General features: G+C 71.4%; 20 protein-coding genes. 12 read left to right on the forward strand and 8 right to left on the reverse strand.

Annotated elements, in window-relative coordinates:
- Window positions 1–169: 169 nt before the first annotated feature.
- Window positions 170–1,087, reverse strand: coding sequence for a (-)-alpha-amorphene synthase (locus AV521_RS05680; RefSeq protein WP_305965142.1), 918 nt, complete (start codon window positions 1,085–1,087; stop codon window positions 170–172).
- Window positions 1,088–1,160: 73 nt separating this feature from the next.
- Window positions 1,161–2,654, reverse strand: coding sequence for a cytochrome P450 (locus tag AV521_RS05685; RefSeq protein WP_305965143.1), 1,494 nt, complete (start codon window positions 2,652–2,654; stop codon window positions 1,161–1,163).
- A gap of 253 nt (window positions 2,655–2,907) precedes the next feature.
- Here AV521_RS05685 and AV521_RS05690 point away from each other — a divergent pair, with 253 nt between their 5' ends.
- Entirely contained in the window at window positions 2,908–4,404 is a 1,497-nt protein-coding gene (locus AV521_RS05690; RefSeq protein ID WP_076084300.1) for an acyl-CoA synthetase, read from the forward strand.
- Here the strand turns inward: AV521_RS05690 and AV521_RS05695 are convergent.
- The 3 genes from AV521_RS05695 to paaK form a co-directional block, all read right to left on the reverse strand.
- The gene (locus AV521_RS05695; protein WP_076084303.1) at window positions 4,401–5,285 is read right to left on the reverse strand and encodes a TIGR03620 family F420-dependent LLM class oxidoreductase; all 885 of its coding nucleotides are present in this window, start codon (window positions 5,283–5,285) and stop codon (window positions 4,401–4,403) included. The two genes, AV521_RS05690 and AV521_RS05695, sit on opposite strands and share 4 nt — an antisense overlap.
- Window positions 5,286–5,389: 104 nt before the next feature.
- On the reverse strand, window positions 5,390–5,722 hold the full coding sequence (locus tag AV521_RS05700; protein ID WP_076084306.1) for a helix-turn-helix transcriptional regulator: 333 nt from the start codon (window positions 5,720–5,722) through the stop codon (window positions 5,390–5,392).
- Between the two features lie 294 nt (window positions 5,723–6,016).
- Entirely contained in the window at window positions 6,017–7,321 is a 1,305-nt protein-coding gene (gene paaK, locus AV521_RS05705) for a phenylacetate--CoA ligase PaaK (RefSeq protein ID WP_076084309.1), read from the reverse strand.
- Between the two features lie 207 nt (window positions 7,322–7,528).
- Between paaK and AV521_RS05710 the strand changes: the two genes are divergently transcribed.
- Both AV521_RS05710 and AV521_RS05715 read left to right on the forward strand, forming a co-directional pair.
- On the forward strand, window positions 7,529–8,395 hold the full coding sequence (locus tag AV521_RS05710) for an alpha/beta fold hydrolase (protein WP_179022858.1): 867 nt from the start codon (window positions 7,529–7,531) through the stop codon (window positions 8,393–8,395).
- Window positions 8,396–8,433: 38 nt separating this feature from the next.
- Window positions 8,434–9,138 carry an alpha/beta fold hydrolase gene (locus tag AV521_RS05715; protein ID WP_076084312.1) on the forward strand — a complete coding sequence of 235 codons (705 nt, stop codon included), beginning with the start codon at window positions 8,434–8,436 and terminating at the stop codon, window positions 9,136–9,138.
- A gap of 34 nt (window positions 9,139–9,172) precedes the next feature.
- Here the strand turns inward: AV521_RS05715 and AV521_RS05720 are convergent, their stop codons facing one another.
- Together AV521_RS05720 and AV521_RS05725 are read right to left on the reverse strand one after the other, a co-directional pair.
- The gene (locus AV521_RS05720) at window positions 9,173–10,771 is read right to left on the reverse strand and encodes a sulfatase (protein ID WP_076084315.1); all 1,599 of its coding nucleotides are present in this window, start codon (window positions 10,769–10,771) and stop codon (window positions 9,173–9,175) included.
- Window positions 10,772–11,184: 413 nt separating this feature from the next.
- Window positions 11,185–12,801 carry an acyl-CoA synthetase gene (locus AV521_RS05725; protein WP_076084318.1) on the reverse strand — a complete coding sequence of 539 codons (1,617 nt, stop codon included), beginning with the start codon at window positions 12,799–12,801 and terminating at the stop codon, window positions 11,185–11,187.
- Between the two features lie 189 nt (window positions 12,802–12,990).
- Between AV521_RS05725 and AV521_RS05730 the strand changes: the two genes are divergently transcribed.
- The 9 genes from AV521_RS05730 (at window position 12,991) to AV521_RS05770 (ending at window position 21,960) form a co-directional block, all read left to right on the forward strand.
- A complete protein-coding gene (locus tag AV521_RS05730; protein ID WP_076084321.1) occupies window positions 12,991–13,791 on the forward strand; it encodes a crotonase/enoyl-CoA hydratase family protein in 801 nt (266 codons plus the stop codon).
- 21 nt (window positions 13,792–13,812) lie between these two features.
- Window positions 13,813–14,754 carry a Zn-ribbon domain-containing OB-fold protein gene (locus AV521_RS05735; RefSeq protein ID WP_076084323.1) on the forward strand — a complete coding sequence of 314 codons (942 nt, stop codon included), beginning with the start codon at window positions 13,813–13,815 and terminating at the stop codon, window positions 14,752–14,754.
- Complete coding sequence (locus AV521_RS05740) at window positions 14,751–15,821, forward strand: thiolase domain-containing protein (protein WP_076084325.1); 1,071 nt, start codon at window positions 14,751–14,753, stop codon at window positions 15,819–15,821. Before AV521_RS05735 ends, AV521_RS05740 begins: the two co-directional genes overlap by 4 nt.
- Entirely contained in the window at window positions 15,818–16,984 is a 1,167-nt protein-coding gene (locus tag AV521_RS05745) for a thiolase domain-containing protein (protein ID WP_076084327.1), read from the forward strand. Before AV521_RS05740 ends, AV521_RS05745 begins: the two co-directional genes overlap by 4 nt.
- An 82-nt stretch (window positions 16,985–17,066) precedes the next feature.
- Window positions 17,067–17,309 carry a DUF397 domain-containing protein gene (locus tag AV521_RS05750; RefSeq protein ID WP_076084329.1) on the forward strand — a complete coding sequence of 81 codons (243 nt, stop codon included), beginning with the start codon at window positions 17,067–17,069 and terminating at the stop codon, window positions 17,307–17,309.
- Window positions 17,310–17,470: 161 nt separating this feature from the next.
- Window positions 17,471–18,373, forward strand: a complete 903-nt coding sequence (locus AV521_RS05755; RefSeq protein WP_076084331.1) for a universal stress protein — start codon at window positions 17,471–17,473, stop codon at window positions 18,371–18,373.
- A gap of 200 nt (window positions 18,374–18,573) precedes the next feature.
- Window positions 18,574–19,839, forward strand: a complete 1,266-nt coding sequence (locus tag AV521_RS05760) for a PHB depolymerase family esterase (protein ID WP_076084333.1) — start codon at window positions 18,574–18,576, stop codon at window positions 19,837–19,839.
- A 138-nt stretch (window positions 19,840–19,977) separates the two neighbouring features.
- Window positions 19,978–21,393, forward strand: a complete 1,416-nt coding sequence (locus AV521_RS05765) for a 3-hydroxybutyrate oligomer hydrolase family protein (RefSeq protein ID WP_076084335.1) — start codon at window positions 19,978–19,980, stop codon at window positions 21,391–21,393.
- A gap of 69 nt (window positions 21,394–21,462) precedes the next feature.
- A complete protein-coding gene (locus AV521_RS05770; RefSeq protein WP_076084337.1) occupies window positions 21,463–21,960 on the forward strand; it encodes a hypothetical protein in 498 nt (165 codons plus the stop codon).
- A 16-nt stretch (window positions 21,961–21,976) separates the two neighbouring features.
- Here AV521_RS05770 and AV521_RS05775 read toward each other — a convergent pair whose 3' ends face one another.
- On the reverse strand, window positions 21,977–23,947 hold the full coding sequence (locus AV521_RS05775) for an N-acetylmuramoyl-L-alanine amidase (RefSeq protein WP_076084339.1): 1,971 nt from the start codon (window positions 23,945–23,947) through the stop codon (window positions 21,977–21,979).
- Window positions 23,948–23,971: the final 24 nt, after the last annotated feature.

Here is a 23,971-nt window from a genome sequence, read left to right on the forward strand (position 1 = left end):
TCGTTCGGCCAGGGGGAGCCGAGCGTACGCCTCGTTGAGGAGCGGCAGGCCGGATTGAGCACCATAGGATGAATCATGAATCGAGAGTGGGAGAATGCCCGCTCCGCCGGGTACGAGATCCGAATGGGCACCTCGCGGTGGCGCTGCCGCCGGAGCGCGCCTGGAGCCTTTACGGCACGGCGGGCACTGACGCCGCATCCGCGTAGCGCGGCACAGTGCGGGACCAGTCGTAGCATCCTCTGATCCAGCCGATCATGCCCCCCACGTAGCCGACGCCCGCGGGGCTCAACTCCGGTTCGATTTCCAAGTAGAGCTTCTGGAACTCCTTGATCGTGCCGTTGATCTGCTGGACGGCCAGGAGGACGGCGGCCTGCAGAGAGCATCGGTGTTCGCGCTGGTGGGCCAGGGCCAGGTTGATCATTTCGCCCGCGCGCTGTTCCTTCGCCGCGGAGAACAGGTCGGCTGTCCACACCGCCGCGTCGGCCGACAGCCGGCTCAGCCGCCGTACGACGGGGCTGTGGAGTTCGGCAGCGCCGAGTTCCCATGGCTGGGCGGCCTCGTACAGCGGGTAGAAAGGCTCGACGCCGGCGGTCAGCGACCGTATGGAGGTGCACTCTCCGGTCCGCAACAGGAAGGGCTGGGCCTGGGCCACCGCTTCGTACAGGAGGCCGTGTACGTACTCGCGGCTCTTCCAAGCCCACCGCGCGGCCTGCGCGGGTGTGCACCGTGCCCGGACCTGCCGGTGGAGATCGGCAAGAGCCGCTCCGAGGGCAGTGCTGGGCGGTAGACCGTCCCGCAGAATCGCGATGCTCTCGCACAGCATGGGCAGCAGCCGGCCGGGGGAGTGCCGACCGAGGTCCTCCGCCCGGTCGTCGAAGACGAATTGATAGGCGATCTGATTGGCCACGATCTGGAGGAGGCCGGGATCCACCGTGGGGCTGGTGCGGGATGCGAGTTCGGCGGGGCGAGTGCGGGCGATCATCGCCGCCACACCTGGTTCGCGCGTCAGTCCCCACCTGCTCAGCCAGGCCTCGACGCCGGCCGCGGCCTCGGATTCACACGGGTTCCACTGGAAAGGAAAGGGCATGTGGAGGTTGGTGTCGATCAGGTCCCTGAGGGTGGGGACCGGCGCTGCTTCGCGTACACCGAGAGTGATTTCCTCATGTGTTGTCGACAACGTGGTCACCTGCCGTTCGGGAATCCGATGCGCCAGGGGCGGCCACCGTTCGAGGCGTGAGTGAGGTGGCGGAGGACGGGGCGGCCGAACGGGCTTCGCAGGCCATGACCAGTGCACGCGGTCCCATCGTGATCCCGGGGCGAGGTATCTCCTCGACGTACCCGGGCAGATGCCGCAGCCGTCGGCGCCCCGCGAGCGTCGCGAGCGCCAGCGTGGCCTCCACCATGGCGAACTCGTCGCCGAGGCATTTCCGGTTGCCCGCCGAGAACGGAATCAGCGCGCGGCGCTGTGCGGCCGTGGGCCGCCCGGGCAACCAGCGGTCGGGGTCGAAACGCTCGGGGTCGGGGAACGACGAGGGATCGTGGTGCAGAAGGTAAGGGCTGTACAGAACCGTGGCTCCCGCGGGCAGCCGGCACCCGGCGAGTTCCGTCTCCCTCGTGGCGACCCGGGTGAACAGCCAGCCGGGCGACGAGTGGCGCAGCGTCTCGGAGACGACGCACCGGGTCTGGACGAGGTGCGGCAGATCGTCGGGGCCGGGCCGTCGGCCGCCCGGGAGGACGGCGTCCAGCTCGGCATGCAGGCGGTGCTCCGCCTCCGGATGGCGGGCGAGCAGGCTGAAGGCGTCGGCCAGGCACAGTGCCGGGGCCTCGACGCCGGTGAGCAGCAGCGTGATCAGGTGGTCGTGGACCTCCTGGTCGGTGATCGCCGCCCCGCCGCCGTCGCCGCGCGCGGCCGCCAGCAGCGTACCGAGCACATCGTCGCGGTCGGCGCCCCCGCGGCGCTCCGCGATCGCGGTGTCGATGATGGCGTGCAGGCGGGAGAGCGCGCGCCGGTAGCGGCGGTTGGCGGGTGTGGGGAGGCGGAACAGGGCGTCGATCGGTACGACCGTGCGGACGAAGAGGCCACGGACGACCTCGGTGAGACAGTCCCGCACCTCGGCGGTCGTCGCGTCGTCCAGCGCGTCGGAGAGAAGGACCCGGCTGATCACGCGGGTCGTCAGGGTCATCATCGCCTCGGTGACGGGAACGGTCCGGCCGACCGGCCATGTGTCCGACACCGACGCGGCCTCTTCGGTGACGAGGTCCGTGTATGCGGCGACGTGGGAGGGGCGGAAGCCGGGTTGCAGCAGCCTGCGCTTGTCCCGGTGGGTCGGCTGGCGGCAGGTGACGAGACCGTCGCCCATCAGCTTCCCGAGCCTGTCGTACAGCGGGCCCCCCTTGTCGAAGGTGTGCGGATCCATGAGCACCTCGTGGGTCAGCTCCGGGTGACACACCATCCAGGCGCGCTGGGGGCCCAACCGTATTTCGACCAGATCCCCGTGCGCGGGCAAAGAATTCAGAAACGCCAGCGGCCGGCGGTAGAAGGCGATACCGTGGCCGAGGAGTGGGAATATGCCGGGAGCAGTACCTGTCGTCCACGTTCGTTTGTGTTCAGGCACAGCACGGCTCATGGATACCTCCTGCCCAACGTGACACATGAAATGCACGAACTGCTACGGACTTGGTGCCCGCAACATTTCCTGCCCAAGTTGAACGGTGCTCGGTTTCCAAAAACCTTTCTCCAAAGGGGCGCACAGAAGCACGCGGAGGCAGAAGTTGCCTTCGGCGAACGACCGTTGATGCTCAATGCATCGAAAACATGGGCGGCGACGGGATGTTCTTCCGGGTGGTGCGGGTACGCGCCTCCCGGGTGCTTGACCTGTCTCCGTGCCGGACCGAGGATCATGAGTCATGACCCAGGGACACGGCAGCACGGTCGACGGGGTGCTGCGGCGCAGTGCCCGGCGCACCCCGGCCCGCCTCGCGGTGGAGTACGGCGAGCGCCGCTGGACGTACGAGGAACTCGACGACGCGGTCTCCCGCGCGGCCTCGGTGCTGCTCGCCCAGGGCCTCACCCCCGGCGACCGGGTCGGCGCCTACGGCCACAACTCCGACGCCTACCTCATCGCCTTCCTCGCCTGCGCACGGGCGAGCCTGGTCCATGTGCCGGTCAACCAGAACCTGACCGGGGACGACCTGGCGTACCTGGTCGGCCAGTCCGGCAGCACCCTGGTCCTCGCCGACCCGGCCCTCACCGGCCGACTCCCTGACGGCGTACGGGTGTTGCCGCTCCGGGACGCCGAGGGCTCGCTCCTCGCCCGGCTCGCGGACGCGCCGCCGTACGACGGGCCCGAACCCCGCACCGACGACCTGGTGCAACTGCTGTACACCTCCGGTACGACCGCCCTGCCCAAGGGCGCGATGATGACCCACCGCGCCCTCGTGCACGAGTACCTGAGCGCCATCACCGCCCTCGACCTGAGCGCCGGCGACCGGCCGGCCCACGCGCTGCCGCTGTACCACTCGGCCCAGATGCACGTGTTCCTGCTGCCGTACCTCGCCGTCGGCGCGACCAACATCATCCTGGACGCGCCCGACGGGGACCGGCTGTTCGACCTCGTCGAGGCGGGCCGCGTGGACAGCCTGTTCGCGCCGCCCACGGTGTGGATCGGCCTGGCCGGCCGGTCCGACTTCGCCACCCGGGACCTGGACGGCCTGCGCAAGGCCTACTACGGTGCGTCGATCATGCCCGTCCCGGTCCTGGAGCGGCTGCGCGCACGCCTGCCGCGGCTCTCCTTCTACAACTGCTTCGGGCAGAGCGAGATCGGCCCGCTGGCCACGGTGCTCGGGCCCGACGAACACGAGGGCCGACTGGACTCCTGCGGCCGGACCGTGCTGTTCGTGGACGCACGGGTCGTGGACGACAACGGCAAGGACGTACCCGATGGCACGCCCGGTGAAATCGTCTACCGTTCACCGCAGTTGTGCGAGGGCTACTGGGACAAGCCCGAGGAGAGCGCCGAGGCCTTCCGGGACGGCTGGTTCCACTCCGGCGACCTCGCGGTGCGCGACGCCGACGGCTACTTCACGATCGTGGACCGGGTGAAGGACGTCATCAACTCCGGTGGCGTCCTGGTGGCTTCGCGCCAGGTCGAGGACGCCCTGTACACCCACGAGTCCGTCGCCGAGGCCGCCGTGATCGGCCTGCCCGACGAGCGGTGGATCGAGTCGGTCACCGCGGTCGTCGTCCCGCGCGGCGAGGTGACGGAGGATCAGCTCATCGCGCATGTGAAGGACACGCTCACGCCGTTCAAGGCGCCCAAGCGGGTGCTGTTCGTGGCCGAGTTGCCGCGCAACGCCAGCGGAAAGATCCTCAAGCGCGAACTGCGCGACCGCTTCAGCGGCTAGCCGAGGCCGCCAGCCGTCTTCGACGGCAGCAGCGCGTCGGCCAGCAACCGCCACTGTGGCAGCGCCGATTCGCCCGGCGCCACGCCGATCACCTGGACGGCGACATGATCGGCACCCGCCGCCACCTGCCCGTGCAGCTTCCGTACGACCGTGTCCGGGTCGCCCCAGAACACCAGGTCGTCCACGAACCGGTCGCTGCCGCCGCCGGAGAGATCGTCGTCGGTGTAGCCGAGCCGACGGAACTTGGCGAGGTTGTACGGGGTTTGGAGATAGCCGTGCAGGTGCTCGCGCGCGAGGGCGCGGGCCCGGCCCGGGTCGGTCTCGAAGAGCACCGTGTGCTCGACGGCCAGGAAGGCGTCCGGACCGAGGATCTCCCGCGCCTGCGCGGTGTGGGCCGTGTTCACGTGGTAGGTCTGCGCCCCGTCCGCGCGGTCGCGGGCCAGTTCCAGCATCTTCGGGCCGTACGCCGCCAGCAGCCGCCGGACGGCCTGTGCCGGGCGGGGGTTCGGAGTCTCCAGGGCGTCCAGCTCGTCGAGGTACGTGGCCATCGCGGCGAGCGGCTTGACCCCCGGGCGTGGCTGCCCGCCGAAGCCCAGGCCGAGCACATGCCGCTCTGGATACGCGTCCGCGAGCAGCAGGGCGGCGCCGTGCGTCCAGCGGGCCTCCCGGGACCAGATCCGCGCGATGCCGTTCACGACGCTCAGCCGCCGCGTGGCGGCGAGCAGCAGGCCGGCGTGCGTGAACGCGTCCCGCCCGAGCAGCTCCGGGATCCAGACGGCCCGCCAGCCCAGCTCCTCCAGCTCCTGGACCGACTCCCGGATCCGCGCGGCCGGTTGGTGTTCGAAGTCGAAGGTGTAGATCCCGAACGTGCCGAGGTCCATCGGCGTACTCCCTCGCAAGGTCGATCGAATCACTCAATCGAAATATCGCAGAATCTCGATATGAACCGCAAGGGTGAGTCCGAGGGGAATGGTGAGGTGGGGTTCTAGAGTGTCTGCCCCAGCTCCGCGACCAGGTCGGCGATGCGCTGCTCGTCCCGCTTGTAGTGGGTCCACTTGCCCACGCGGGTGGCCCGGACGAGGCCCGCGCGCTGGAGTTCCGCCATATAGGCCGACACGGTCGACTGGGCCAGGCCCGCCTTGGCCTGGATGTGGCTCACGCACACACCCACCTCGGCAGGATCGGCGATGGCCGCCTCCATCGGGAAGTGCCGCTCGGGCTCGCGCAGCCAGCGCAGCATCTGCAGCCGCATCGGATTGGACAGCGCCCGCAGCGCGTTGACCAGGTCCGGGTCCGGGATGGGGGCGGTGTCCTTCATGGATTCGGAGTATAGGACCGCGGCGACGTTTCGAGGTACGTCGATACGACCCCGGTCAACCGTCGGTCCCGCGACGCTCAGTCAACCGTCCGTCTTGCGGCGCGGCGCCTCCTTCTTGGTGCGGTTGTGGCAGGTGTCCATCGGGCACCGGCGTCGGGTGCCTGGGTGTGGGATGTCCAGGAAGAGGGGACGGCGCGAGGCTCCGGCGTAGTCGTCTATCCGGTCCAGGGTCGGGGAAGTGGCGTGCTCCAGTGCGTCCCGGGCGGGCGAGGGCGAGCCGGGGTGCTGGTGGCCCTACCCGGCGTCGCGCTGCCGCAGGTCCACGATCCGGCGGATCTTGCCGACCGACCGTTCCAGCGACTCCGGCTCCACGATCTCCACGTCCACGGACACCCCGATGCCGTCCTTCACGGCCGCGACGATCGACCGGGCCGCCGCGTCCCGCGTCTCCGGGCCCGCGTCCGGGCGGGCCTCGGCCCGGACGGTCAGCCGGTCCAGCCGGCCCTCCCGGGTCAGCCGGAGCTGGAAGTGGGGCGCCACACCGGACGTGCGGAGCACGATCTCCTCGATCTGGGTCGGGAACAGATTGACCCCGCGCAGGATCACCATGTCGTCAGTGCGCCCGGTGATCTTCTCCATCCGCCGGAACACCCGCGCCGTACCAGGCAGCAGCCTGGTCAGGTCCCGGGTGCGGTACCGGACGATCGGCATGGCCTCCTTGGTCAGCGAGGTGAACACCAGCTCGCCCGGCTCCCCCTCCGGCAGTACCTCACCCGTGATCGGATCGACCACCTCCGGATAGAAGTGGTCCTCCCAGATCGTCAGCCCGTCCTTGGTCTCCACGCACTCCTGGGCCACACCCGGGCCGATCACCTCGCTCAGCCCGTATATGTCGACGGCGTCGATCGCGAACCGCTCCTCGATCTCGTGCCGCATCTGCTGGGTCCAGGGCTCGGCCCCGAAGACGCCCACGCGCAGCGAGGTGCCGCGCGGGTCCACGCCCTGCCGCTCGAACTCGTCCAGCAGTGTGAGCATGTAGGACGGGGTCACCATGATGACGGCCGGTCCCAGGTCACGGATCAGCTGCACCTGCCGGCCCGTCATACCGCCGGAGGCCGGGATGACCGTACAGCCCAGGCGCTCGGCACCATAGTGGGCGCCCAGACCGCCGGTGAACAGCCCATAGCCGTACGCCACATGCACGATATCGCCGGGCCGCCCGCCGGCCGCCCGGATCGACCGCGCCACCATGTCGGCCCACATGGAAAGGTCGTTGTCCGTATAGCCGACCACTGTGGGGCGCCCGGTGGTGCCGCTGGAGGCGTGCAGCCGGCGGATCCGCTCGCGCGGCACGGCGAACATGCCGTACGGGTAGTTCTCCCTGAGGTCGGCCTTGGTCGTGAAGGGGAAACGGGCCAGATCGGCGAGGGAACGGCAGTCCTCGGGGCGGACACCGGCCTTGTCGAAGGACTCCCGGTAGAACGGCACGTGGTCATAGGCATGCCGCAGCGACGTGCGCAGCCGCTCCAGCTGGAGTTCCCGCAGCTCCTCGGGTCCGAGCCGCTCGCCCGCGTCGAGCAGGTCCGTCGCATCCGCCATCGCGTTCGTCTCCCTCGCCGTCCTCACATTCCGGACGACCGATCATTCGGTCGTTCCGTTCGTCGTCAGTAATTCAGGCGATGCGGCTCCAGGCAAGGGGGCTGCGTGGTTTTTCTGCCCCGGTCCGTCGCCCCGTGCGGCGCGGCGCTCCCGCCTCGGCCGGTAATGCGTTGCGCCGCCGGGCTGCGGGCCGACATGATCACAACCATGCCCGCCTTCAACGCGCCCGATGGCACCCGGCTCGCCTACCACCTTCGGGGTGCCGGTGAGCCCCTCGTCGTCCTGCCCGGCGGCCCGATGCGCGCCTCCGCCTACCTCGGCGACCTCGGCGGGCTGACCGCGCACCGCCGTCTGGCCCTGCTGGACCTGCGGGGCACCGGCGACTCCGCGGTGCCGGCGGACCCGGCGACATACCGCTGCGACCGGATGGTCGAAGACGTGGAGGTATGGCGCGCACACATGGGTCTGGAGCACATGGATCTGCTCGCCCACTCGGCGGGCGCCGCTCTGGCCATGCTCTATACGGCCCGCCACCCGCAGCGGGTCCGGCGGTTGCTGCTGATCACGCCCAACCCGTCCGCCCTGGGTATGCGGGTGACCCCCGAGGACCGGCTGGCCGCGGCCCGGCTGCGCGCGGACGAGCCGTGGTTCGCGGAGGCGTACCCCGCCTTCCGGGCCTGGCTGGCGGGCGAGGCGGACTTCGACGACGTGTTCCTGCCGTTCTTCCACGGCCGCTGGGACGAGGTCGCCCGGGCGCACACGGACGCCGAACCGGAGCAGACCAACGAGGAGGCGGGGGAGCGCTACTTCGCCGACGGCGCCTTCACGCCGGACGCCACCCGGACGGCCCTCGCCGCGCTCACCGCGCCGGTCCTCGTGCACGCCGGGGGAATCGACGGCGGCCCCTGCCCCGACCTCGCCCGCCGCACCGCCGCGGTCTTCCCGAAGGCCGAGTTCACCGTCCAGCCCGGCGCCGGTCACTACCCCTGGCTCGACGACCCGGAGTGGTTCCGGAAGCGGGTCCTCGCCTTCCTCGACGGGCCGGCGGACGCCGTTCTGCCCTCGGCAGAGTAGAGGGTCATGGACGAGGCAACCCGGCTAGCTTGCCCGGTATGGACACCACGGCTGTGCACACCATCAACGCGAACGGCATCAGGCTGGCCTGCCGGACCTGGGGCCCGGTGGACGCCCCGCCGGTCCTGCTGCTGCACTGCCGCGGCGCCGACGGCGCGGACTGGACAGCGATCGCCGAGCGGCTCGCGGCACCCCCGCGGCCCCACCGGGTGTACGCCCCCGACCTGCGCGGCCACGGACACAGCGACTGGCCGGGGGACTACCGGGCCGAGGCGATGAGCGACGACATCCATGCCCTGCTGGCCACCCTCGGCCACGACAGCACCGATGTCGTGGGCCATTCGCTGGGCGGCATCGTCGCCTACCTGCTGGCGCAGCGGCATCCAGGGGTCGTACGACGTCTGGTGCTGGAGGACGTGTGCGCGCCCGTGCCGCTCGACCCGCCCCGGCCGCCCGCCGAACGGCCCGCCGGAGAGCTGCCGTTCGACTGGGCGATGGTCCGGGGCACCGACTCACAGCGCAACGCGCCCGATCCTGTGTGGTGGGACCACATGGACCGGATCACCATGCCGACGCTGGTCATCGGGGGCGGCCCCACCAGCCTCATCCCACAGGACCAGGTCGCGCAGCTCGCCGCCCTGATCCCGGGCGCCGCGCTCGTGACCCTCGATGCGGGGCACCTGGTGCACGAGTCCCGCCCGGCGGAGTTCCTCGGCCTGGTGCGGGAGTTCCTCGACCGATGACCTGCATCACCGGCGGATTCAGTGCCCCTGAAACTCAGTGCCCCTGCGGCCCGAACGCCCTCAGGAACCGGTCGCGGAAGTTGTCCATCCCCCAGATGGGAGCGTTGGCGGCGGGCTTCAGGCCTTCCGTCCAGCCCCAGCCGGAGATCCGGTCCAGCACCTTGGGGTCGTGGGCGACGATCGTGACCGGCACGTCCTTGTGGGGGCTGTTCGCGGTGACGGTCGGCACGGGCTGGTGGTCGCCCAGGAAGACGAGGACCGTGTTCGGGTTGCCGTAACGCCGCAGGAACCCGACGAGGCTGTTCAGCGAGTACTCGATGGAGGTGCGGTACTCGGCGCGTACGCTCTCCGGGTTGCCCCAGACCTCCTTCTCGGTCTTGCCGACCCGTCTGATCTGCTGGAAGACCGAGCCGTCGCCCAGCGACGCCCAGTCGACCATGCGGGGCACGGGCGCCCACGGATAGTGGCTGGAGGTGAGGATGATCTCCGCCATCAGCGGACCCCGGCCCCGCTTGCCGAACTCCCGCCGCTGAAACGTCTCCAGGGCGTACTGGTCCGGCACCTGCGACCAGCCGAAGTCCGGGCCGTGGTAGTCCAGGTGATGGCCGTCGTAGACGTGGTCCAGGCCGAAGAACCGGCCCTCCGGCCAGGCCACCAGCACCCCGGGCACGACCCCCACCGTGCGCCAGGCGCCGGTCCTGCGGAAGGAGCCGGTGAGGGTCGCCCGGTCGCTGGAGGTGAGACTGCGGAACCGCTGCTGGTTGTTGATCCACAGTCCGGACAGGAACGTCGAGTGGGCCAGCCAGCTGCCGCCACCGGTCACCGGCGAGCTCAGCCAGCCGCTGCGGGCCCGGAATCCGGCGGCCCCGAGCGAGGCGGTGCTCTGCTTGAGGACGGTGTCGATCGGCGGACCCATCGTCGGGTCCTCGATCGCCGAACGGCCGTAGCTCTCGATGAACGTGAACAGCACGTCCTTGCCGCGCAGGCCGGTCAGCAGCCGGCCGGGCGGCATGTGGGCGAAGGCGTCGCGGGCGGCCTGGCGCCGGAAGAGCCGGGCGTCGGCGAGGGAGACGCGGACCTGCTGGGCGCGCTCGTGGAGGAGGCCGGCGTCGAGCGTCGAGGCGACGGGTCTGCCGCCCGACTGCAGGCCGAACACGACGCAGGTGGTCCAGACGGTGCACAGCACCAGGACGACACGGACGGACCGGGCGCGGTGCCGGGCCATCACCGTGCTCAGCCGGACCGTGGCGCCCGCGGTCAGGACGAGCACGGTGACCGCGAGGAGCAGGGCACCCGCGATGGCGCCCAGCTCGCCGGTGCGGCCGGAGGTGTCCCGGAGATAGTCCGCCGCGTTGCCCAGCAGGCCCCAGTCCAGAACCAGGTCGAAGGGGCGGTAGAGCACCGAATGGAAGCCGATGTCCAGGCACTTGAGGAGCGTGAGCAGGCCGAGCAGTACGCCGATGGCCGCGGCCCCGGCCCGCCGCGCCCGGGGCGGCAGCACGAGCAGCACGGCGGCGAGCAGGATGCCCTCGGCCGGCAGACGCGCGAACGCGGCCGGGGTGAGCCGGTCCGGCTGGTTCGGCAGCAGGAGCGCGGCGAGCAGGAGGGCGACGGCGAGGACGGCCGAGCCCACGGCAGCGCACCGCGCGATGCGGGCGCGTCTGCCGGGCGGCCCGGCCAGTACCGCCAGGCCCCGCGCGATGCGACTCCGCCCGCTGAGCAGCCCGGCCCGTGCGGCGAGGCTCCGTACGACACGCGTGCGCCTGCCGGGCCGGCCGGAGGCTGGGGCCGGCTCCGCTTCCCCGGCCGTCGTGGGATCCCCGGCTCCCGCCGGGCCGCTGTCCGTCTCGTCTGCGTTTCCCGGCAGGTGACTAGGCGTGTGATGAGACACCCGGAGATCCTTCCGTGCGTGGCCCGGTGCCGGTGCGGAAGGCCGGGACCGGCACAACTCGACCGACCGACAGTCACCCAACGTAGTTGAACGGCGTCGATCGTGCGCACACAGTAGTGCTACCGGGTGGTGGGGGCGGTGCGGCACCCCGGGCGTCACCGCTGGTCGGCCGCCACCGCCACCTCCCGTGCCCACCGGTAGTCGGCCTTGCCGCTCGGGGACCGCTGGATGGAGTCCGTGATCACCAGCTGGCGGGGAATCTTGTAACCGGCCAGCCGGGTACGGCAGTGGCCCTGGATGTCGGCGAGCGAGGGGCGCGCCGCTCCCTGGCGCAGCTGCACGACGGCCGCCACATGGTTGCCCCAGGTGGCGTCCGGCACCCCGGCGACCAGCGCGTCGTACACGTCCGGATGCGCCTTGAGTGCCTGCTCGACCTCTTCCGGGTAGACCTTCTCGCCTCCGCTGTTGATGCACTGCGAACCCCGGCCGAGCACGGTGACCACGCCGTCCTCGTCGACCGTCGCCATGTCGCCGAGCAGGACCCAGCGCTGGCCGTCCTTCTCGAAGAACGTCTCGGCGGTTTTCCGCGGGTCGTTGTAGTAGCCGAGTGGGACATGACCGCACTGGGCGACCCGGCCGGTCTCGCCCGTGGCGACCGGCGCGTGCGTCGCCGGATCCACCACGCGGGTACGGGAGTTGACCCTGAGGCGGAAGCCGCGCTCGGGGCCCGAGTCCTCCGTCGCCGTACCGTTGAAGCCGGACTCGGAGGAGCCGAAGTTGTTGAGCAGCATGGCGTTCGGGACCAGCTCCCGGAACTGCCGGCGCACCGTCTCCGACATGATCGCGCCCGACGAGGACACGCTGAACAGGGCCGAGCAGTCCGTACCCTTGAGCGGCCCGCTCAGCGCGTCGATCAGCGGCCGCAGCATGGCGTCGCCGACCAGCGACATGCTGGTGACCTTCTCCTTCTCGACGGTGCGCAGCACTTCCTCCGGTACGAACTTGCGGTGCACGACGACGCGTTGGCCGAAGTTGAAGCCGATGAACGCGGTCAGCGTGGACGTGCCGTGCATCAACGGGGGAGTGGGGAAGAAGGTGATGCCGAAGCCGCCGGCGGCGACCCGCTCGGCCAGCTCCTCCGGCGTCTTCACCGGCTCTCCGGTGGGCGCCCCGCCGCCCAGCCCGGCGAAGAAGAGGTCCTCCTGGCGCCACATCACGCCCTTCGGCATCCCGGTCGTGCCGCCGGTGTAGATGATGAACTGGTCGTCCCCGGAGCGGGCCGGAAAGCCCCGCCCGGGCGAACCGGCGGACTCCGCGTCCGCGAACGCCACCGCCCCGGGCACCGCGGCCGCCCCCGGGCCCACCCGCAGCAGATGCCGCAGCTTCGGTGCCCGCGGCAGCGCGCCCGCCACCCGGTCCGCGAACTCGGAGTCGAAGACCAGCGCGACGAGGTCGGCGTCCCGGTAGAGATACACCAACTCCTCTTCGACATAGCGGTAGTTGACGTTGACCGGAACGATCCGCGCCTTCAGGCAGGCCAGTACCGTCTGCAGGTACTCGACGCCGTTGTAGAGATGGAGGCCCAAGTGCTCCCCGGGGTGTATCCCGCTGTCGAGGAGGTGGTGGGCGACGCGGTTGGCGGCCGCGTCCAGCTCCGCGTACGTCAGCCGGCGCTCCGCACCGGTACCGGGATGGTCGACGTACACGAGTGCCTCGCGGTCCGGGACCACGTCGACGACCGACTCGAACAGGTCGGCAAGGTTGTACTCCACCGCTCCTCCTGACCCCGGCAGCCCTGACGAAGAAAGGTGAGAACCATCGCTTCGCCGGTCATCAGAGCAAACGGCGCCGCAACTGTGAAGGCCCCGCACCAATAAATCTGACTACCTGTCAGAAAACCCTTGAAGTGCCTCCCCGCCTACTGCAACCTGTTCTCGTTCTCACCGAGGGGAGGCAAGCCCATGGGCGGGACGGAACACCTCACCGTGCGGCGCGAGGGCGCCACACTGGTGCTCACACTCAACAGGCCCGACGCCAGGAACGCGCTGTCGCTGCCGATGCTCGTCGGCCTGTACGACGGCTGGCTCAAGGCCGACGAGGACGACGGGATCCGCTCGATCGTGCTCACCGGCGCAGGCGGCTCCTTCTGCGCCGGAATGGATCTGAAGGCGCTGGCCGGGAACGGCATGCAGGGCGAGCACCACCGCGACCGGCTCAAGGCCGATCCCGACCTGCACTGGAAGGCGATGCTGCGCCACCACCGCCCCCGCAAACCGGTGATCGCCGCCGTCGAGGGGTACTGCGTCGCGGGCGGCACCGAGATCCTCCAGGGCACCGACATCCGGGTCGCGGGCGAGTCCGCGACCTTCGGCCTGTTCGAGGTCAGGCGCGGCCTGTTCCCGATCGGCGGCTCCACCGTACGGCTGCAACGGCAGATCCCGCGCACCCATGCCCTGGAGATGCTGCTCACGGGACGGCCGTACAGCGCCCGGGAAGCCGCGGACATCGGCCTGATCGGCCATGTCGTCCCCGACGGCACCGCGCTCGGCAAGGCACTGGAGATCGCCGAGCAGATCAACGCCTGCGGCCCGCTCGCCGTCGAGGCCGTCAAGGCGTCGGTGTACGAGACCGCCGAGATGGCGGAGTCCGAAGGACTCGCGGCCGAACTCGCGCGTGGCTGGCCGATCTTCGACACCGCCGACGCCAAGGAAGGCGCCCGCGCCTTCGCGGAGAAACGGCCCCCCGACTACAAGCGCGCCTGACCCGCCGAAGGAGTCCGCCAGATGCCCGAAGTCCTCCAGGCCCCCCTCGTCGTCGAATTCCCCTTCACCCGCTCTCTCGGTCCTGTCCAGAGCGCCTTCCTCACCGGCCTGCGCGAACGCGTCGTGCTCGGTGTGCAGACCGGCGACGGACGCACCCTCGTGCCGCCCGTCGAGTACGACCCCGCCACCGCCGAGGAGATCCGCGACCTGGTGGAGGTCGCGCCCACGGGCACGGTCACCACCTGGGCGTGGAACCACGAACCGCGCCGCGGCCAGCCCCTCGACACCCCCTTCGCCTGGGTCCTGGTCCGGCTCGACGGCGCCGACACCGCCCTGCTGCACGCCCTCGACGCCCCCGGCCCCGACGCCGTCCGCACCGGCATGCGGGTGCGCATCCGCTGGGCCGAGGAGCCCACCGGCACCATCACCGACATCGCCTGCTTCGAGCCGTACGACGGAGAACCCGGACAACCCGGCCGCCACACGGGCGAGTTCGAGGACCCGCTCACCGGGATCGTCGCCCCGGCCCGCCTCGACTACACCTACTCACCCGGCCGCGCCCAGTCCGCCTACATCCACGCCCTCTCCGAGCAGCGGACCGTCGGCGAACGCTGCCCCTCCTGCCGCAAGGTGTACGTCCCGCCGAGAGGTGCGTGCCCCACATGTGGCGTGGCCACAGCGGAGCAGGTCGAAGTGGGTCCTCGCGGCACAGTGACCACCTTCTGCATCGTCAACATCAAGGCGAGGAACCTCGACATCGAGGTGCCCTACGTCTACGCGCACATCGCCCTCGACGGCGCGGACCTCGCCCTGCACGCTCGGATCGGCGGCATCCCCTACGACCAGGTGCGCATGGGCCTGCGCGTCGAGCCCGTGTGGACCGAGGGTGCCCGCCACCCCGGCCACTACCGGCCCACCGGCGAGCCCGACGCGGACTACGAGACGTACAAGGAGCTGCTGTGACCAGCGAAGAAGCCCCCGCCGTCCGGGACATCGCCGTCGTCGCCTTCGCCCAGACCGACCACCGGCGCTCCACCGAGGAGTCCTCCGAGGTCGAGATGCTCATGCCGGTCCTGCACCAGGTCCTCGCGCAGACCGGCCTGAAGACCGCCGACATCGGCTTCACCTGCTCCGGCTCCAGCGACTACCTCGCCGGCCGCGCCTTCTCCTTCACCGTCGCCCTCGACGGCGTGGGCGCCTGGCCGCCGATCTCCGAGTCGCACGTCGAGATGGACGGCGCCTGGGCGCTGTACGAGGCCTGGACCAAGCTGCTCACCGGCGACGCCGACACCGCGCTCGTCTACTCCTACGGCAAGAGCTCACCGGGCTCGGTACGGGACGTGCTGACCCGCCAGCTCGACCCGTACTACGTGGCCCCCCTGTGGCCCGACTCCATAGCCCTGGCCGCCCTCCAGGCACAGGCCCTCATAGATGCCGGCCACACCGACGAGCCCGCGCTGGCGTCCGTCGGCGCCCGCAGCCGTGCCGACGCCACCGCCAACCCGCACGCCCAGCTCAAGGGCCAACTCCCGCACGGCGACTACGTCGTACGACCGCTGCGCACCGGCGACTGCCCGCCCGTCGGCGACGGAGCCGCCGCCGTGATCCTCGCTGCGGGGGAGCGGGCACGTGAACTGTGCGCACGGCCCGCCTGGATCCGCGGCATCGACCACCGCATCGAGGCACACGGCCTCGGCGTCCGCGACCTCACCGACTCACCGTCCGCCCGGCTGGCCGCCGAGAAGGCCGGCGCCTTCGAACGGCCGGTGGACACAGCCGAGTTGCACGCGCCGTTCACCGCCCAGGAGGTCATCCTGCGCAGGGCGCTCCGCCTCGGCGACGACGTACGCGTGAACCCCTCCGGCGGGGCGCTTGCCGCGAACCCCGTCATGGCCGCCGGACTCGTCCGCATCGGCGAGGCCGCCGCCCGTATCCATCGCGGCGACTCCGACCGCGCCCTCGCCCACGCCACCTCCGGTCCCTGCCTGCAACAGAACCTGGCCGCCGTACTCGAAGGGGATCCACGATGAGCAAGGAGCCCGTGGCCGTCGTAGGCGTCGGCCAGACCAAACACGTGGCCGCCCGCCGGGACGTGTCGATCGCCGGACTCGTCCGGGAGGCCGCCCAACGCGCGCTCACGGACGCCGAGTTGAGCTGGGCCGACATCGACGCCGTCGTCATCGGAAAGGCGCCCGACTTCTTCGAGGGCGTGATGATGCCCGAGCTGTACCTCGCCGACGCGCTCGGCGCCGTGGGCAAGCCCATGCTGCGGGTGCACACCGCCGGCTCGGTGGGCGGGTCCACCGCGCTGGTGGCCGCGAACCTCGTCGCCGCCCGGGTCCACGGCACGGTCCTCACCCTCGCCTTCGAGAAGCAGTCCGAGTCGAACGCCATGTGGGGTCTCTCCCTGCCGATCCCCTTCCAGCAGCCCCTCCTCGCCGGCGCCGGCGGCTTCTTCGCCCCCCATGTGCGCGCCTACATGCGGCGCAGCGGCGCCCCCGACACCATCGGCTCCCTCGTCGCCTACAAGGACCGGCGCAACGCCCTGAAGAACCCCTGCGCCCACCTCCACGAGCACGACATCACACTGGAGAAGGTCCAGGCCTCACCCATGTTGTGGGACCCCATCCGCTACTCCGAGACCTGCCCGTCCTCCGACGGCGCCTGCGCCATGATCCTCACCGACCGCGCCGGAGCCGCCCGCGCGCCCCGCCCGCCGGCCTGGATGCTGGGCGGCGCCATGCGCAGCGAACCGACCCTGTTCGCCGGCAAGGACTTCGTCTCCCCGCAGGCCGGCAAGGACTGCGCAGCCGACGTCTACCGCCAGGCTGGCATCGCCGACCCGCGCCGGGACATCGACGCCGTCGAGATGTACGTGCCGTTCTCCTGGTACGAGCCCATGTGGCTGGAGAACCTGGGCTTCGCCGCCGAGGGCGAGGGCTGGAAGCTCACCGAGTCCGGCGTCACCGAACTCGACGGGGACCTGCCCGTCAACATGTCGGGCGGTGTGCTCTCCACCAACCCCATCGGCGCCTCCGGGATGATCCGCTTCGCCGAGGCCGCCCTCCAGGTCCGCGGCCAGGCCGGGGAACACCAGGTGGACGGCGCCCGCAAGGTGCTCGGACACGCCTACGGCGGCGGCTCCCAGTTCTTCTCCATGTGGCTCGTGGGAGCGCGGCCCCCGGACTCCTGAAAGTCCTTCCCACGTGGCCTGTTGAGCATCGTGAGCGGTCGCTAGGCTGGCCCGCGGACGACGAACCGGGAGGAGCACGGACGTGGCCGAGAGCACCATCCAGCAGCAGCCGCTCGTGGGCTGGGACAAGCCGGACCTCGACCTCAGCAACGCCGAATGGCAGTCCAGCAGCCGGGGGCTGGGCGATGTCCAGATCGCGTTTGTCGAGGGCTTCATCGCGATGCGCAACAGCGGCCGTCCGGAGAGCCCATCCCTGATCTTCACACCTGCGGAATGGGGCGCCTTCGTCTCCGGAGCCCGGGAAGGGGAGTTCGACCTCACCTGATCCTTCCCCGAGCGCCCGGCGCCGCACGGCCTACGACAGCCGAACCGGGGGTGTTCCACGCCGATTTCCGGACACGCGACCAGCAGGACCCCGCCGGGACCGACGCCTGCGTCAGGCTGGTTCCAGCAAGGGGAAGGTCGTGTTCCGAAAGGTGAGGAACGATGAGCACTGCACCCGTCATCGCCGCGGTCGACGGTTCGGACGACAGCCTGCGCGCACTGGAGTGGGCCTACGACGCCGCCCGCCGTCGCGCCGCACCGCTGCGGGTGGTGCACGTACGGCAGTACGCCGCCTGGGGCCAGGCCGACGTGCTGGTCGCCGGGCCGCCGGAGGCGGATGGCGATCCGGTGCTGGACGACGTGCACGCCCGGCTCGCGGACCGCGGCGCGGAGCCCTGCGTGGAGTACGTCGCCCTGGAGGGCGTCCCGGGCGCCGTCCTGCCCGAACTCGGCACGGACGCCCAGCTGTTGGTCCTCGGTTCCCGCGGCCGCGGCGGCTTCGCCAGCCTGCTGCTCGGCTCCAACGGCCTCGCCGCCGCCCGGGACGCCGAGTGCCCGGTGGTCGTCGTACCCCGGCCCGACCGGCAGGTGCACGGGGACGGGCCGGCCGAGCCCGGGCCGCGGGTGGTCGTGGGTCTGCACGTCGACAGCCCCGACGACGGCGCCCTGGCCCTCGCCTTCGCCGAGGCCGCTGTGCGTGAGGCCCGGGTCCAGGTGATCGCCGCCTACCCGTGGCCGGCGCAGACCTGGTCCGCACCCGGCCAGATCCTGCCGCCCCAGGTCGACCAGGACATCCTCGCCGACGAGACCCGCGTCCTCGCCGAGGGCCACCTCGCCCCGCACCGCAAGCAGCACCCCCAGGTCCGCGCCGACGCCGAGGCGCTGCCCGGCGACGCGGCCGGCCGGCTCGTCGCCGCCTCCAAGGACGCCGAGCTGGTCGTGGTCGGCCGGCACCGGCGACGCCTGCTCGCCCCGGCCCGCATGATGGGCTCGGTCACCCAGGCCGTCCTGCTGCACGCGGCCTGCCCGATCGCGGTGGTGCCGCCGGAACCGCCGCAGGAGTGAGGCGGGCAGGGGGCCGCGGCCGCCTAGCAGACCGTACGGCGCCCCGCAATGCGTCCGGTGCCGAGCCGCACGGACGCGGCTGTGGTGTCCCGCACCATGGTGCCGGGCCATAGGGGTTCGTACGGTTCCGCCACGCCCGGCGCTCCAGGCGCCGCCCGCGCACGAGCGGCCGGGACACGTGTCCGCCAAAGGAGCCGCTCATGCCCCTGCGCATGTTCAGAAAGCCGCCCGGAGCGCCGCCCCGTGCCCGCCTGCTGCCCCGCCTGCTGCCCCGTCTCCTCACCGTCGTCGCCGTCGTCCTCGGCACCGCGCTCGCCGGCCCGCTGCCCGCCGCCCGGGCGTCCGTGGGGCTCACCGAGGTGAGCGACTTCGGATCCAACCCGGGCGCCCTCACCATGTACGTGTACCGGCCCGCGTCGCTGCCCGCTCATCCGCCGGTCGTGGTCGCCCTGCACGGCTGCACCCAGAGCGCACAGGTCTACGCCGACAACTCCGGCCTGCCCCAACTCGCCGACCGGGACGGCTTTCTGCTCGTGTTCGCGCAGACCACGACCGCCAACAACCCGAGCCAGTGCTTCAACTGGTTCCAGACCACGGACAACCGGCGCGGACAGGGCGAGGCGCTCTCCATCCGGCAGATGGCGGGCCAGGCCGTGAGCGCCTACGGTGCCGACCCCCGGCGGGTCTACGTCACCGGTCTGTCCGCGGGCGGAGCCATGACCGCCGTCATGCTCGCCACCTACCCCGACGTCTTCGCCGCCGGAGCCGTCGTCGCGGGCCTGCCCTACGACTGCACCCGGGACAACAGCCCCTACACCTGCATGAACCCGGGCGTCGACCTCAGTCCCGACGCATGGGCCCAGCGGGTGCGGGACGCCGATCCGTCGTACACCGGGCCATGGCCGCGCGCGGCCGTCTGGTACGGCGACCAGGACACCACCGTCGTCCCGCGCAACGCCACGGAGCTGCGCGACCAGTGGACGGCCCTGCACGGCCTTGCCCAGACCCCGACCCGGACCACGAACATCGGCCCCGACGCCACCCGGCAGGACCAGTACCTGGCCCCCGACGGCACGGTCGCCGTCGAGGTCGACCGGGTCCCCGGCATCGGCCACGGCACCCCGGTGGACCCGGGCACCGGCACCCAGCAGTGCGGCAGCACCGGCGCCCCCTACTTCCCGGCCTCGATCTGCTCCAGCTACTGGATCGCCCGGTTCTTCGGCCTGGACACCTCCGATCCGGGCGGCGGCGGAGGCAGCGGCGGCACCGGGGGTGGCAGCGGCGCCGCCTGCTGGACGGCGAGCAACTACGCCCAGGTACAGGCCGGACGGGCCACCACCAGCGGCGGCTCCACCTACGCCAAGGGGTCCCAGCAGAACATGGGCCTGTACAACACGTTCGTCACCCACACACTGAAGGAGTCACCCACGGGTTTCTACACCATCGCCGACAACGGCTGCCCCTGACAGAAGGTCAGCCACACCCGGGCATGGTGTTGTCCGACACCGTTGCGGGGGCCGCCGTCCTGGCGGCCCCACACATGTTCCGCACACCTACAACACCCCTAGCCTCCAGCGCGTCCACCCACCGCCGGAGGAACCCGTATGCCCACCACACCGCCCGGACGTCCCTCACGCCGAGCCGTTCTCCACGCACTGTCGCTCACCGCCGCCTGTCTGCTCCTGACCACCCCGGCGACGGCGGCCCCCACCGGCACACCGGACGAGCACTGCGCAGGCCGCACCCAGCTCCGGGTGCCCGGCGCCGCCCGTCAACAGTCCGACTGCCTGGACGAGCTGACCACCGCCGGCACCGTGGCCTCCGGCCACACCGACCCGGCCGACTACGCCGGTCTCACCCCCAAGGACCTGCCCACGCCCAGCGGCGTCCCCGGCATCCAGATCGACGGCTGCTTCCCGGACACCTCCACCACCAACACCGACCACGGCTGGCACCACGACGCCCAGTTCGTCATCCGGCTGCCCGACCACTGGAACGGCGGCCTGGTCGTCGCCGGAACCCCCGGCAACCGGAAGCAGTACGCCAACGACCGGGCCATCGCCGACTGGGTGCTCGCCCGCGGCTACGCCTACGCCGCCACCGACAAGGGCAACACCGGCACCGCGTTCTACCGCGACGGCCGGCGGCCCGGCGACGCCATCGCCGAATGGAACACCCGCCTCACCCAGCTCACCCGCGCGGCCCGCGCCGTGGTCGCCCAGCGCTACCACCGGCCCCCGGCCCGCACCATCGCCACCGGTCTGTCCAACGGCGGCTACCTCGTCCGCTGGCAACTGGAGCACCACCCCGAGCTGTACGACGGCGGAGTCGACTGGGAAGGCACCCTCTGGCGCACCCCCGGCCCCCACCCGCTCACCTTTCTGCCGATCACGCTGCGCGACTACCCCACCTATGCCGCCGGCGGACCAGGAGCCGCCCGGGCCCAGGCCGCCCTGCACCGCGCCGGTTTCCCAGCCGGCTCGGAGTTCCTGTGGCCGTACCACTACCGGGTCTACTGGGACCTCACCCAGCGCGTCTACCGCGAGGAACTCGACCCCGGCTACGACGGCACCACCGAGGCCGGCACCCCGTTCTGCCGCTCCGGCACACCCGGCTGCGACGCCGACTACGACTACGCGGCCCGCCCGGCGGCCGTCCACCGCGCGGTCGACCGGATCGCCCTCACCGGACGCATCGGCAAACCGCTGATCACCCTCCAGGGCACCCTCGACGTCCTGCTGCCGATCAGTGAGGACTCCGACGTCTACGCGCGCATGGTCCGCACGGCCGGACGCGGAAACCTGCTGCGCTACTACCGCATCCAGGACGGCACGCACACCGACTCCCTGGTCGACGCCTTCCCCGACCGGCTGCGCCCGATGGTGCCCTGCCACCATTCGGCCTTCACGGCACTGGAACGCTGGCTGTCCGGCACCGCCCTCCCGCCCGCCGACCACACCGTCCCACGCCCGGCCGGCGCCACCCCGGCCACCCTGCTCACCAGCTGCCCTCTGGACTAGGCCCTGCCTGGCGGATCGCCCGGGCGCCCGCACGCCACCCACGGCAGCGCGGGCACGTACCATGGCCGCATGTCGTTCCTCCGCCGCCGCAGCGCCACCCCCGCCGGACCCGACTTCGACGTGCTGGCCATGGACCCGGGCGACTGGCCGGGCAACCTCGGCGCGGGCCTGCTGCCCGCGCCCGACGGCACCTGCCAGGGTGTCTTCCTGCGCTACGACCTCTTCGGCGGCCGCGGCCCCGCCATGATCATCGGCAACCTCCCGGAGGGCTCCCCGGCCCGGGAGGTCGCCGAGGACGAGATCCCCTTCGAGGTGGGCCAGCTGCTGCTGGCGCTGGAGAACGACGAGGAGGTCACCGTCGTCGGCGTCGAGGACACCCCGGTCCTCCAGGGCGACAACCTCCTCATCGTGCGGCGGCTGAAGCTGTCCGAGTCCCGGGTCTCCTGCGTCCAGTTCGACCGCAGCGACGGCGTCCTCGTCACCATCGCCGCCTGGGACCGCCCCATCACCGACGACCTGTACGCCCTGCTGAAGCCGCTCCCGGCGGAGCTTTTCCAGCAGGGCTGAGGCCCTTCGCGCGCGGCTAGTGGGCCGCGCCTTCGAGGGTCACGTCCGCGGCGCGGACGAAGCCGACCCGGTGGCCGTACTGGATCTCGTAGTACAGGTCCTTGCCCATCACGACCCGGTGCGAGTCGGTGGTGAAGGTGGCCGAGTAGTCGTACTCGCCCGGCACCTCGTCACCGACCACGTACGTCTGCCCGGCCGGGATCGTGTACGGCAGCGGCACGACCGACTGCACGGGGACGCCCTCCGGGTAGGCCTCCTTCTCCGGGTAGGCCCTGCCGTACACCGGGACGCTCGCCAGGCCCTCCTTCGGCGTGATCACCAGCCCCTTGGCGGGCACCGCCGTCGGAGCCTGGCGCGGGTTCTGGAACCAGGCCTTCTGGCCCAGGTACCAGATCGCGGTCCAGTCGCCCCAGCGGTCCGCGACCGCGTACTGCTGACCGGTGGAGACCCGGGAGGACAGGTCGTTCACGTCGATGGTCGGGTCCGCCTTCATGCCGATGTCCTTGATCAGCGGCGCGTTCACGTCGTGGTCCGAGTAGAGCCGCACCTCACCGGAACCGTGCGCCGGGCAGAGCTCGCCCTTGGTGGTGCAGCCCGTGTACGCCGGCTGGTTCGAGGTGTAGTCCGGCAGGATCGTCACCAGCCCCGACCGCTTGCCGGCGGTCCGCCTGAACGGGTGGCCCAGCAGCTGGAAGTAGTGCCGCCAGTCCCAGTACGGGCCAGGGTCCGTGTGCATGCCGGGGATCGTTGACGCGGTCGGACCGGGCACGTTCTCGTGGCCGAGGATGTGCTGCCGGTCCAGCGGGATGTCGTACTTCCGGCTCAGGTACTTCACCAGCCGGGCCGAGGACCGGTACATCGCCTCCGTGTACCAGGCGTCCGGGTTGGCGAGGAAGCCCTCGTGCTCGATGCCGATGGACCGGGCGTTGATGTCCCAGTTGCCCGCGTGCCAGGCCACGTCCTTCGCCTTGACGTGCTGGGCGATCAGACCATCAGTGGAGCGCACGGTGTAGTTCCACGACACATAGGTCGGGTCCTGGATCAGGTTCAGCACCCCGTCCCAGGTGCCCTCCGTGTCATGGATGACGATGTACTTGATGGGCTGCGACACAGGGCGGTCGCCGAGGTCGTGGTTGCCGTAGTCGTTGTTCCCGAACTGGGCGTACGGCGCCCACACCGCCTCGCACGACACCGAGCCCGGGCACTCGATGCCGTCCGTCGGCAGTGTGCCCAGGCCCGCTCGCCGCAACTGGGCGGTGTCGGCGGTCAGCCGCGGCTGGGCCGCGAGCGCGACCAGCTGGCCGTCGTCCGTGGTGCGCTCCTCGCCCGTGCGCAGGATGTCGTACACGTCGTTGGCGTACGCCGCCGCGGTCGCCGTGTCGTCGGCGCCGGAGAAGCGGGCCACCGCCGCGTACCAGTCGTCCGGGTCTGCGCTCAGTGGCTCGCCCAGTTGCTTCTGCGCGGCGGCGAGCAGGGCGGCGCCGCCGGCCACGTTCGCCGCCGGGTCGGTGCGCAGGTCCGAGGCCGGCCGGCCGGTCAGCCGCGCGGCCTTCGCCAGCGTCTTGAGCCGGGCGGGGAGCGCGGACTCGGCCGGCACCCTGACGTCCGGGTGCAGGGCGGCGCGGGAGCCGTCACCGCGGGCGTCCTCCGCGCCCTCGGCGAGATGCTCCGTGGCGGCGATCGCGGTCCGGGCGTCCGTGAGGTGCATCGGGCCGTAGCCGCCGCTCACGCTCGGCGCGCCCGCGTGCCAGTCCCAGCGGGACTGCAGGTAGGAGACGGCCAGCAGAACGCTCTGCGGCACGTGGTACTCGGCCGCGGCGGAGGCGAACGCCTGCTGCAGCCGGTGCGCGGAGGAGTCGGGGGCACCCTGGGCGGGGGCGGCGCCGAGCAGCGGCAGCAGCAGGGCCGCGGACGCCAACGGGCCGGCGGCCCGCCGCAGTTGTCTGTGGCCGTGGATGGACGGGGAGTGCGTGGCGGAACCTCGCAAAGCGGCCTCCTGAGACGGGCGGGC

This window comes from Streptomyces sp. IMTB 2501, from assembly GCF_001953885.1.
Taxonomy (GTDB): domain Bacteria; phylum Actinomycetota; class Actinomycetes; order Streptomycetales; family Streptomycetaceae; genus Streptomyces.